At 51.1% G+C, this 13,244-nt stretch carries 4 protein-coding genes and 1 pseudogene; 3 read left to right on the plus strand and 2 right to left on the minus strand.

The genetic code is table 11. The features are described from left to right. Positions 1-105: 105 nt before the first annotated feature. Entirely contained in the window at positions 106-840 is a 735-nt protein-coding gene (locus tag J1784_RS00820; RefSeq protein WP_217147653.1) for a hypothetical protein, read from the minus strand. Positions 841-1,215: 375 nt separating this feature from the next. Then, positions 1,216-9,351 carry an Ig-like domain-containing protein gene (locus J1784_RS00825; RefSeq protein WP_217147654.1) on the minus strand — a complete coding sequence of 2,712 codons (8,136 nt, stop codon included), beginning with the start codon at positions 9,349-9,351 and terminating at the stop codon, positions 1,216-1,218. A gap of 977 nt (positions 9,352-10,328) precedes the next feature. Between J1784_RS00825 and J1784_RS00830 the strand changes: the two genes are divergently transcribed. From J1784_RS00830 to J1784_RS00845, 3 genes and pseudogenes are all read left to right on the plus strand, one after another. Then, positions 10,329-11,375: a tyrosine-type recombinase/integrase gene (locus tag J1784_RS00830; RefSeq protein WP_217147655.1), complete on the plus strand. Its 1,047-nt coding sequence runs from the start codon at positions 10,329-10,331 to the stop codon at positions 11,373-11,375. 200 nt (positions 11,376-11,575) lie between these two features. Beyond that, positions 11,576-12,259 (plus strand): annotated as a pseudogene (locus J1784_RS26335) (IS3 family transposase); the annotation flags it as partial. Positions 12,260-12,931: 672 nt separating this feature from the next. After that, on the plus strand, positions 12,932-13,244 hold a 313-nt coding region (locus tag J1784_RS00845; RefSeq protein ID WP_217147658.1), incomplete at its 3' end, for a reverse transcriptase family protein.

Here is a 13,244-nt window from a genome sequence, read left to right on the forward strand (position 1 = left end):
CGATTATGTCGAGATGTTTTATAATGCTAAACGCCGCCACAGTGCCTGTGAGGATCAAGCCCCTGCAGTTTATGAAAGTGCCTGGTTCATGAGGCACGGAACAGTCTAGGAAACTAGGGTCTTTTCACACTGACCCCTAGATAAAAACTCATCCCTCTGCCGCAGTCTGTCATACCCTTCAGCTCTTTCATGCCTGTTTTCCCAAACCGGATCGGCAAAGAAAAGATCCAAACATGGATTAGAAAATTGCGCCTTGGCGGCATCTAAAAGATTAACCTGTACAAAACCTGCCTCATTACCGAGCCATTCTTCAAAAACATCGAGTATAAAAATACCCCACTCAGTGGGTGTCACTGATGACACCTTGACACCAATATCTGTTTCACCAGGCCCGAGAAAGGGAATAAATTGTATATGGTGAACGCCGACATAGCGTGTTAAAAATGAGTACATCTCTTGGGCATAACCCGCGTTGATACTGTTAATCCTCACTCTGGCGTTAAACAGCAGCTGATAGTGCCGAAGTGCATCAATCGCCAGCATCGTGCGCTGATAGTTTTTCCCATACGCTTTGCCATAGATTTTTTTCGGACCCTCTATCGAGATCCAGACAAGAAAATCATGCGCATTCACGAGATCAGCCCATTCATTATCAATAATTAAATGATTGATATAAATATCATTTCTTATTATTTTGCACGCGGGTTGGTACTTCTTTTGGATAGCCAGCATTCGTCTGAGAAAGAGGATATTTGCAGCCACGCAGTCGCAATTCACCCATGAAAAAAGAACATCTTCACAGCCCCTTCCTTCAATATTTTCCTTAAAGAAAGTCTCCATAAGTACATTACTTTCATACGGGCAATGTCGGGTGACTGTATCACCCCATCTGAGCTGATAGTCTGAATCAGAGAGGTTTACCTCGACAGAGAAGCATCGGCCTGCTGGCTGGAGGGGTGAATGTGACACCATTATATTGCTTGTTCTTATCATTATAAGTTCCCGTGACTAACGTCAAATATTACGTTCAAAATAATGACCTGAACGTAAGGAGTCCTGATGCCTAAGATACGCACGCTCGCCGTATTTAGACATAAACCCCAACGTTAACCTTGAGAAAACAATATTCTGATTTATAAAAAACATGAGCATGATGCATTCTTGCTGACCTGACAAGAATGCATCATGCTAAAACATATTAACTTAACAGTTCAATTAATAGACCTGTTTCCATATACTGCCATTTGAATACCAGCTCGTTTCAGAACCGTCAGCCAGAAAAGTAAACGTACTTCCGTTCTGTTTTAATCCGGTAGACTGGCTACCTTTAATGGATATATAGACGTGTGCACCTTTGTTAGCCGATGAGGGAGCGGGCAGCTCAATGCTCTTAGCGTAAGCAGGCGGTTGGGAAATAATCAAAATATTGTTGTTAGTGCCCAGCAGATTACTCACATCGTCAGCCGTTATGACTTCCCCACTGGACTGAGGAGTATATGTTGGTGTTCCGGCAGGTGCTGGCCATTGTTGTAAAATAATCGAATAGGCAACGCAGTCACTGACTTTAGTGCTATTTCCTGCGGCATCGGTTGATTTCGCCTGGAAACTGAATTCCCCCGACCCCTGGAAAACAGTATCGTCCGTTACCGCGAAACTCCACTTACCACTCTCATCTGCGGTTGTGGTACCCAACACTCCATATACACGGTCAGCCATACGTAATGCGTATACATCCACCGTCGACCCCGCCTCTGCCGTTCCCTCGATAGCCACGTTTTCACCGGTGGTGGTATCGCCCTCGGCGACGACCATTGAGCTATCCATCACGCGTGTCACTTTCGGTGTTGGATTGACGGAGTCCAGGTTCAGAATAAAAGCATCTGTTGGCAGGGATTCCGGGCTCTCAGGCGTTAACGCCCCCGTCACGGTGAGGGATTGATTCCCCTGAACGGTGAGTGGTGAATCAGGTTTTACGCTCCAGTTCCCGCCGTCATCCGCGAGTGCGCTGCCCACTAATTTGCCATTGTTATATAACCTGATCGTGCCGTTTTTGTCCGCCGTTCCTGTCAGCACTGGCGAGGCTTCGTTCGTCAGTTGCCCGCTTTGAATCTCACCCACGATGCCTTCTGTGACATCATTCACTGCGGTGATGACCGGAGTTCTGGCAGCAACAAATGTCACATCTACGCTCTGACTGTTGTCGCTGATGGTTGCCGTAATCTGGCTGATACCAGGCAGAAGTGTGGTGATATTCACCGTCACCATTCCCTGAGCATCTGTCGGGATGACATCTCCAACCACCGCGCCATTGGTTGCGCTGAAACTGACAAGCGCATCACTCACAATATTGCCATACGCATCGGTAACGCGGGCCTGAACCTGATTTGCATCAACGCCGTCGGACAGTGAGTTGTTTTTGGTCACTATAAAGTCTTCCGCTGCTACGTGGGCGGTCGCGGTGTCGGTGATAAAGGTCATGGTCTTGCTCTGAGAGCTACCATTGACCGTCGCCGTTAGGGTGGCCACACCGGCTACCGTTGAGGTGACGGGAAGGGTAATTTGACCGGCACTATCGGTGATGCCCGTTGATGCCACGGTCGCCCCTGTTGCCGTGAAGTTGACGGTTTGATCAGGCACCAGATTATTATTGGCATCCCTCACAATGACCTGAATTTGGTTAGCTTTCACGCCGTTTGCCACAGAGTTATCGGTCAGCACTTTAATATCGCTGGCAGCGATATTGGCTGTTGTGCCATCGGCAATAAATGTTGTCTCGATTGACTGGCTGGTTCCATTCACTGTCATGGTGACGGTGGTCGTGCCCGCAGTGATATTTGTCAGCGTCACCGCCAAAGAACCGTCTTCCGAAGACGTCCCGCTGGTGGCGATGCTTGCCCCATTATCCGCGCTGAAGGACACCACCGCATCGGGTACAACGTTACCCTGCCCGTCTTTGACTATCGCCTTCACGCTGTTTGTGGCAATGCCATTGGCGATCGCGTTGTCGTCAACCACAGCTAATGAGCCTATCGCTGCGGTCGAAGGATCATTTTTGAAATTCATCCTAACGCTCTGGGTACTGCCGTTAATAGTGGCCGTGATGGTGCTTTCACTGGCAACCGTACTGGTGACAGGCACACTTAACGCCCCCTCAGCGCCGGTCACCGCCGTTGCCACAATTTTAGCGCCATTATCTGCCGTGAAACTCACAGTCTGGTCCGCCAGCGCATTACCATTCGCATCGGTAACCGCCAGCTGGACACGGTTCGTCTCCAAGCCGTCCGCAACAGAGTTATCTTTCGTTACCGTCATACTGGCTGCCGCTATCTGCGCGGTGCTGCTGTCAGCGGTAAAGATAACCGTCACGGGCTCGCTGTGGCCGTTAACTTCTGCATTAACCACGGTGTTTCCGGCAAACAGGCTGGTTAGTGTCGCGACGGCTTCCCCTTTCTCATTGCTGATGCCGGTGACGGTAATCGTCGAGCCATTATCTGCACTGAATGTCACTGCGACATCAGGGACAGCATTACCCTGAGCATCGAGAACAACCGCTTTAACACTGTTCGTCGCTGTGCCATTCGCCAGCGCATTATTATCCACGACGCTCAGCGTACTGACGGTGGCCGTTTCAGCGTCATAGCTGAAGCTCATCGTCACGCTCTGGCTGCTGCCGTTGATTGACGCCGTGACCTTGTGTTCCCCCGCTACGGTACTGGTGACCGGTACGGACAACGTGCCGTCAGAACCGCTCACACCGTCGGGCGCAATGGTCGCGCCGTTATCCGCTGTAAAGGCCACCGTCTGGTCTGCCAGGGCATTGCCATTGGCATCCGTCACCTTGAGCAGGACACTGTTGGTATCCTTGCCGTTCGCAACTGCGTTGTTGCGGGTGACCGTCAGAGAGCCGCTGGCAATCTGCGCCGTCCCGCTATCCGGTACAAAGTTCACGCGGACTGACTGAGATTGCCCGTTCGCTTCTGCTGTGAACTGGCTTTTTCCGGCTATCAGACTTGTCAGCGACGCGATGTACTCACCGTTAGCATCCGTTGTGCCCGTCGCCGCCACTTTCGCGCCGTTACTGGCACTCAGGCCCACACTCATATTCGTCGCCAGGTTGCCATTCTTATCTTTTATCAACACGCGAACCTGGTCAAGGTCTGTGCCATTAGCCACAACGTTGTCATTGAGGATTGTGAGTTTGCTGACCGACGCCGTACTTTGGTCATAGACAAAATTAACGGTGACATTCTGACTGCTGCCATTAATCGAGGCGGTGATGGTACTTGTACCCGCAACGGTGCTGGTGACCGGCAGGCTCAATGCCCCTTCCGCATCTGTCGTCGCGGTTGACGCTATCGTCGCACCATTACTGGCCGTGAAGCTCACGGTCTGATCTGCCAGCGCATTGCCATTTTCATCGCTGACAAGCATTACCACCCGGTTGGCCGCCGTTCCGTTGGCAATAGCGCCATCATTCAATTTTTTCAGGCTTCCCGACACAATCAGTGCGGTATGGCTGTCTGCTACAAAGTTGGCATTGACCTGCTGGGTACTGCCGTTAACGGTGGCAACAATCACGCTTGTCCCGGCAGTTTTGCTGGTCAGGGTTACCGTCACTTTACCGGCGCTGTCAGTAGTGCCATTTGCAGCGATGAGAACATTATTGTTGCCGCTGAAGCTGACCAGTTGGTCAGGAACTGGATTCCCGCTGGCATCGGTAACCGTTGCCCATACGCTGTTGGTGGCAATGCCGTTTGCCACAGCGTCATTAGTGATCATCTCCAGTGAACCCCCGGCGATTTGAGCCGTGTTGCCATCAGCTTCAAAGCTAAGGGTAACGCTCTGATGGCTGCCATTAATAGTGGCAGTAATGACGCTGTCACCCGCAATGGTACTGGTCACAGGAACGATAAGTGTCCCGCTCTCGTCTGACTTCATCGTTGCCGGCAGGGTTGCGCCATTGCTCGCCGTAAAGCTGACGGTTTGATCACTCAGCGCATTACCAAAGGCATCGGTCACATCGACACGGACACGGTTTTCCATGACACCATCTGTGGCGGAGTGGTTGACCAGAATGCTCATCGCCCCGCTGGCAATCTGCGCTGTGGACGTATCAGCAATGAAGTTCGTCTCCACCGTTTTTATCGCGCCACTGGCTGAACCCGTCACCGTCGAGATACCCGCGCGGGTATTGGTCAGCGTGGCCACCGCAATGCCGTTGGCATCTGTCGTTACGCTCGGCGTAATTATGGCGCCGTTATTGGCAGAGAAGCTGACGGGCTCATTCTCAATCGGATTACCATTTGCATCGCTTATCAGCGCCTGTACGCTGTTCGTTGCGGTGCCGTTGGCAACCGAGTCATCCTGCTTCACGCTCAGTACGCCTGCCAGCGTAGATTTGTCCGCTTTGAAGGTCGTATTGATGGTCTGACTGTGGCTGTTAACGCTTGCCGTCACCTGGCTGTCGCCCGCTTTTTTGCTGGTTAACCCGACAATAACCAGGCCACTGCTGTCCGTCGTGCCGCTGGTTTCAATGACTGCACCATTATCGGCGATAAACGTAACCGTCTGCGCCGGCACTGCATTCCCCTTCGCATCTGTCACTTTGACCTGCACCTGATTGCGGGCGCTGCCGTTTGCGACAGAGTCGTTCGTCACGATAGTCAGGTCGCCGGACGTAATCGTGGCGGTGCCTGTATCAGCAACAAACGTGACGGTTTGCACCAGCGTCTCGCCGCTGTTCGATGTCGCGGTGATCTCGCTGCTCCCTGCGACAAGGCTCGTGAGGTTCGTGCTGGCTTTACCCTCACTGTTTGTCACACTGGTGGCGGTGTTCACTGTCGTGCCATTGGTTGCGCTGAAGGTAATGCTTTCACCGGTGACAGGGTTATTCCCTGCATCCAGAACAACCAGTTCGATACTGTTGGTGGCGATGCCATTGGCGATAGCACCGTCTTTGGTCACAGTCAGGGTGCCCTGCGCGGTCATTTTATCGGCGATGAACGTCGTCGTTACCGTCTGGCTTTGACCATTCAGGGTCGCGGTCACCAGGCTGTCGCCCGCTTTCAGGCTGGTCAGCCCGGCTGTGGCCAGGCCCTGGCTGTTTGTCATGACGCTGGCATCGATTTTCGCCCCGTTATCCGCGGTAAAGCTGACAGTCTGGGCGGAAACAGGATTACCCTGCGCATCCGTCACTTTTACTCTGATCTGATTTTGCACACTGCCGTTAGCCACGGAGCCGTTCGTTACCACGGACAAATCCCCGGCAACAATGCTCGCCGTACCGGCATCTGCAATAAAGTTGATATTTGCAGTCAACTGCTCACCGCTGGCCGACGTCGCCGTGACTTTACTGATCCCGGCGACGGTGCTGGTGGCGGTCGTGCTGAGCTTACCGTTTTTATCCGTTACGCCACGGGTGGTAGTAACTTTTGCACCGTTGGTCGCGCTGAACGTAATGCTTGTCCCCGGAACTGGATTGCCGCTCGCATCCTGTATGGTCAGTTCAACGCTGTTGGTCGCAACGCCGTTGGCGATAGCACTGTCTGCGGTGACATCCAGAGCACCTTTAGCCGTGGAGTTATCGGCAACAAACGTCGTATTGATCGTCTGGCTGTGGCCGTTAACGCTCGCCGTCACCAGGCTGTCGCCCGCTTTTTTGCTGGTTAACCCGACAATGACCAGGCCATTGCTGTCCGTTGTGCCGCTGGTTTCAATCAGTGCACCGTTATCCGCACTAAACGTAACTGTCTGCGCCGGCACTGCATTCCCTTTCGCATCTGTCACTTTGACCTGCACCTGATTGCGGGCAATGCCGTTGGCTACCGAGCCGTTCGTCACGATGCTCAGGTCATCAGACGTAATCGTGGAGGTACTGGTATCGGCGCTGAAGGTAGTCGTTGTACTTAACACCTCACCGCTGGCTGTTTTCGCCGTGACGGTGCTTGCACCGGCAACCGTGCTGGTCAGCGCAGTACTTAACTTACCGGCCTCGTCCGTCACCCCGGTTGCGGTGGCAATGACTGCACCGTTGGTCGCGCTGAAGGTGATATTGATACCTTCAACCGCATTGCCTTGTGCATCTTTTGCTTCCAGTTCAACAACGTTGGTCGCAATGCCATTGGTAATCGCATTATCGGCAGGGACACTTAGCTGACCACTGGCGGATGATTTATCCGCAATAAAGTTAACCTGGACGTTCTGGCTGCTGCCATTCACCGTTGCCGTTACCGTAACCGCGCCTAGTTTTGTGTGGGTGACCGGAACTCTCACGATCCCCTGCGCGTTAGTCACAGCACTTTGCGTAATCGTAGCTCCGGAGGAGGCGGTAAAGGCTACCGGCATATTACCAAGCGGATTGCCACTGGCATCCGTGACGAGAGCCTGAACCATCGCCGCAGAAACACCGTCAGCTTTCGCGTTATTGGTGATAACAGTGAAATCACCCGGATTGATGCGCGCGCTGCTTTCATCAGGAGTCAGCAGGACGGTGGTGCTCACGCCTTGCAGATTTTTACCCGCTGTTTGTGCCGTTACGGTCGCGGTACCCACCTGAGTGCCGCTCAGGGTTGCTGTGTAAACACCCGCAGACGTTTCTTTTACGGCGCTAAGACGAGTGCCGTCCAGACCAGAAACGTTGAGGCTCACACCGGACAAACCGGTAAGCGGATTATCCTGGCTGTCGTGAAGGGTCAGCATCAGCGTCGTGGTGGCCACATCGTTTGCAACGATGCTTTGTGGAGATGCCGTCAGTGACGAGTGGGCAGCATCTGCCTCTGAATTTGCAAAATGGATTTTTACTGCACGGCTTTCGCCCCCGCGGAGCATAGCAACGACTCCGGCCTCGCCCGAAACCGTACTGACGACATCAAGCGGCGTATTGCCACTCGCATCTGAGACAACCTGTTTCGTCGTTTTGCTGTTATCTGCCAGCGTGACTGTCAGTGAGACCGGTTCACCTGAAAGCGGTTTTTTTCGATCATCAACCACATGGAATACCACGTTTACCGGGGACACGCCGTCCGGCGTCGCATTGTCACCGTTAACGGTCACATCACTGCCCAAATGCGCCTGCGGTGGCAACACTTCGACGGTCAGATGAGACGGCTTTGATTTATTACCTTTGCTGCCTTCCGCGACGGCGGTAAGCACATAGGTGTTCAGAATCCGGGAAGCATCGCTGGATCGTATTGCACTTTTCTTCGTCGATGCAGCCTGCGCTTCCTGAGCGACTTTCCAGGCCGGAAGCGTCAGTGCAAAATGTCGGGGATCCAGTGTTTTAATGGTGCCACCGGCCTGAAGATAACTACTGCCGCTCCAGGCAATATTTTTCAGACCATACTTGCTGTCAACCTGAGCAGTCAGAGTCTGAGTACTTTGGCTTTCTCCCTGCAACTTCTCGGGAGCCAGATGCATCTTAATCACCTGCTGTTTGCGGTATTCGAGAACAATATTGTTGTTACGTTCAACCAGGTCATAGCGGCTGCGGGCGAGCTTGCGCATGGCATCCACGGCCGCAGGAGAGGCATTTTGCTCCCAGGATTGCTCAATTTGATATGTCAGAGCCATACTCACGTTGAAATCATTTTTACCTGATTTCCCCATTTTCTGCTCGGCACTGAGGGACAACATCGGGATAGGGGTATAATTCACGCCGACTGTGACGGCATACGGATCTTCCTGAAGATCGTCGCTACCAAACAGGGCTACCGCATCGCCATAATATTGCTCATACATTAACTTACCGCCAAGCTGCGGATAAGCAGGCAAGAAGGCATTAACCTGGAGATCGAAACCGTTTGCCGGGCGCTCGTCGTAATCTTCAAGGTCACGCGAATCATGCCAGCCGGACAGGCGCTGATAACCATTAGCGGACATTTTCAGATAATCCATCCATAGCTCCCCCCCCAATCCAAGACGGGAGTTATGACCGGTAATATCATTATCAAAGAATGCATTGGTGCCGATCATCCACGTCTCATCAGGGAAGAAGCGCACCCCAGCGCCGACGTTGATCGTTGTCCGGCTATCTTTACGACGCGCTCCCAGCTGGCTGAACAACATATTTCGCGGAGAGTCGTACAGCGGGACCAGCATATCGAGACTGCTTTCACTCAGAGAAAAGTCATTCCCCAAATTAATTTGCGATCGCACCGTACCAAATTGGCTAAGCCAACCTTCAACCGTGCTGTTAACAGCACTTCCCGCCTGACTGCGCGCGTAATCTGATAACGCTTCGGATGAACTACGATCCTCGCCCGAAAATGTGGTCCCGATAGCAATCGCACCGGAGGCGAGATGTTGGTCGAAAGGATTTTTACCTTCAGTCGCTGTCGGCGCAGATGGCAGCATGTGCTCCTGCGAGGCGATTGCCGGAAAAGCGAGTGCAAGGCCAGAAATAGGGGGAATAAGCTGGAGATAAATACAGACCCAGGTAATTAGTTTTTTTCGTAATGAGGGTGAGTTTTTATCATCTGAGAAATTCATGTCTATCCCTGGCATTTTTGCTTAGAAAATAAATAAACGTAAGGTTTGTACGTTTAATGATCCGCAATAATCCACAAAACGATCAGTAATTGACAGTTATTTAAAAAATGAAATTTCTTATTTATCGCGGAAATGAGAGTAATTAACTGTAAATACAAAATATTTAAACACTCTAAATGATCGATTTAACTTAATTAAATATACACCTGGTGCACATTAATGTACTTACTCAATACCCAGCCTTTTAAAATACGGTGATGGGGTCATTATCTATCAGTCATGTTGAGAAAAAATCAGAGGGCGTCAGGCGCTGTATCTTATTTCTGACATTCCAGGTTGATAATTTTATCGCCGTAAAAATTAGCGCATTGGAAAAAGATTGTGAAGCTGAATTTGATCCACGCTATAAAATTAAGTACTGCATAAATTATATTCCGATAGACAAAAAATTTCTTTAGCTGAAAAGAATATTTAACTGAATTGACAGTCTATGAAATTGTTATCTGGCAGTTCCTGTTGAATTATGCAAAGAATTGTTCCTTCTGCCCCATCTTTACGGTGAAGATGATAATCATTACCAAAAATTGCTCTCACTAACCCACCGCCCTTCCCCTGGCCTGTCATCGTCCTTTAAGTTTATAACATTATATAATGGGTCTTATATAATGTTAGCCTCCAAAAGATGGAGCTGGTAATCTATACAGTAGTTACAGAGGCAGATGATTTTTCACAGTGAATATTGCAGATATCGCTACGTAAAATCTGCACGGTTAACCCCCTGCTTCTTCATCAGAATCGACGTAGCGTTGTCAGAATTCAGGAGTTCGCTTTTAAAGCTATTTATGGGTAAATTATCACCTGCTCACCAGATACTGCCTGTTATTCAGGCGGAAGAAGAGGTTCTGGCCAGGCTTAAGGAGTTTGTTCAGGACAAGGATGCATTTTCACCCAATACCTGGCGACAGCTGATGAGCGTTATGCGGATCTGCCACAGGTGGTCGACAGAAAATCGCCGTCAGTTTTTGCCTATGCTTCCGGCTGATCTTCGTGATTATTTGAACTGGCTGCAAGAGAATGGCCGGGCTTCCTCGACGATTGGGACGCATGGTTCTTTAATTTCCATGTTACACCGTAACGCAGGCCTTACTCCCCCTAACACATCACCGCTGGTGTTCCGCGCTGTTAAAAGAATCAATCGTGTTGCGGTTGTCACGGGTGAACGCACGGGTCAGGCCGTACCTTTCCGTCTTGAAAATCTTCTTGAGCTGGATGCTTTATGGTCGGACTCGATATTGCTTCGCCAAAAACGGGACCTTGCATTTCTTCATGTTGCTTACAGCACGCTGCTGCGTATCAGTGAATTAGCCCGCCTACGGGTTCGTGATATCTCCCGGGCGGCCGATGGTCGGATAATCCTCAATGTCAATTACACCAAAACCATTGTTCAGACAGGTGGCCTGATCAAATCTCTTAGTTCACAGTCCTCACGTCGGTTGTCGGAGTGGCTATCAGTGGCAGATATCAGCGCCGAACCCGATGCATTCCTCTTTTGTCCGGTACATCGCTCGGGGAGTGCAACTCTCTCAATCAACCGCCCGTTGAGCACGCCGGCGATAGAATCCATTTTTTCTCAGGCCTGGAATACGGTTGGAGTTTCTGAAACTATCAGCCCAAATAAAGGGCGCTATACACGATGGACCGGCCACAGTGCACGCGTAGGTGCTGCTCAGGATATGGCGGGACGAGGCTATGCTGTCGCTCAGATAATGCAGGAAGGTACCTGGAAAAAGCCCGAAACGTTAATGCGTTATATACGTAATCTTCAGGCGCATGAAGGGGCGATGGTCGATATTATGGAAAAATACAATCTAAATAAGAAGGATAAATAACTCCATACTTATGAAGTATGACTTCATATTTAATATATTATAATTAGATATTATGTTTTAAGACCGCTGGGAATATTAAGGCATAGCAATAATCTCATCAGATTCATAATCTAAAATGGGGTCAGTTTGTAGTGGCACACTGAATTTGGCCACCTGAATAGAGGTGATATCATCACCTCACAGTCAAAACAGGTGACATTATGACCGGACGTAACAGACGTAATTTTAGCCCCGAGTTTCGCCTCGAAGCTGCCCAGCTTGTACTCGATCAGCACTACACCGTTGCCGCCGCTGCAACGGCAATGAATGTCGGCAAATCCACGATGGACAAATGGGTAAGAAGAGCGAGCGGGAAAATCACCCACTGCTTCCCCCATGACACCAGAGCAGATTGAGATACGTGAGCTAAAGAAAAGACTTCAACGCGTTGAAATGGAAAGGGATATATTAAAAAAGGCTACCGCGCTCTTGATGTCAGACTCCCTGAACAATTCTCATTAGTTGAGAAACTCAGGGCGCGGTTTCCTGTTGCCGTTGTGTGCAACGTGTTTGGGGTTCATCGCAGCAGTTATAAATACTGGCGGCAGCCCAGGAAGCCTGACGCCACGAGAGTGGCATTACTGAGCCTTGTGCGTGAAGTTTATCGCGAAAGTAACGGCTCAGCAGGAGCGCGAAGCATTGCCGCGATGGTCACCACCAAAGGTATAAAACTGAGCCGCTGGCGGGCAACAAAGCTCATGAAAGCGCTCAATATTATCAGCTGTCAGCAACCTGGCCATCGTTATAAGAAGGCGTCTGAGGAACACATTGAGATCCCTAATTATCTGGGTCGCCAGTTTGCAGTAACGGAACCTAATCAGGCCTGGTGCGGTGATGTGACTTATAGTGTGCCCGGAGTTCAGGGCGAGCATGGACGCTCAAATGAACCACGAGTCTGTCTGGAATATTGAACCGGTAACTCACGATGAGAAACCCAACAATCCCACCGGGTGTGACGGTGGAGAACCTGAGCGGCAGTGACCTGCGGCATGCCCGCGGGGTGATGTAACCCGCTGACAACGGGGATTGAGGCGAGATCACTAAGCCGAGATGATCCTCAAGGTTAAGTACTGATAGGCTGAAGAACATGAACCCGTTAATCCGCCTCTGTGGGTTGAAAACGTCACCACGGCCTACGTGATCTGACAGGCCGTGCAGGAGGAACTGGCAGTGATAAGTAAGCACCGCCGGTCGAAGGTGTTTTGACATGTATGCGAAACACCGGGGCAGCAGCGTCTATCACGCTCGCGTTGCTGACTTCTGCCGACTTGCGGCAAGCAAGGATAAAGAGTGCGACGGGCAGCCTCCTCAGTATGTCTGAGTCCAGGCAGGTAAACCGGGGAAGGTCAGCGACGGATGTTAAGGGGGCATGGCTCCGATGACGCGCTGGCTGGCGGAGCTTCCGTAGTAGTCCGCGATGGGGAAAGCCCATTACATGGCGAAGGGAAGCAGTTTGAATGTGTTTGCGACGTGAATTAACTGACCTAACGAGGTGAAGACCTTTGATAATCAGCGAAATGCAACGCAAGCTTGCCACATGGGCAGCCACCGATCCGTCCCTACGGATTGAACGGCTGCTGCGTCTGATAACACAACCAGAATGGCTGGCTGAAGCCGCGCGGATCACGCTTTCATCAAAGGGGGCGCATACCCCCGGTGTTGATGGCGTGAACAAAACAATGCTACAGGCCAGACTGGCTGTTGAGCTGCAAATCCTCAGGGATGAATTACTCTCAGGTCACTACCAGCCCTTGCCCGCCAGACGGGTTTACATCCCTAAAAGCAACGGCAAACTGCGACCACTGGGTATCCCCGCGTTGCGGGATCGCA

The sequence above is a fragment of the Rahnella ecdela genome (genome assembly GCF_019049625.1).
GTDB lineage: Bacteria > Pseudomonadota > Gammaproteobacteria > Enterobacterales > Enterobacteriaceae > Rahnella > Rahnella ecdela.

Coding starts and splice junctions, on each gene's coding strand:
- J1784_RS00820 (WP_217147653.1), bottom strand. CDS start 840: ATGGAGACTTTCTTTAAGGAAAATATTGAAGGAAGGGGCTGTGAAGAT.
- J1784_RS00825 (WP_217147654.1), bottom strand. CDS start 9,351: ATGCTGCCATCTGCGCCGACAGCGACTGAAGGTAAAAATCCTTTCGAC.
- J1784_RS00830 (WP_217147655.1), top strand. CDS start 10,329: ATGGGTAAATTATCACCTGCTCACCAGATACTGCCTGTTATTCAGGCG.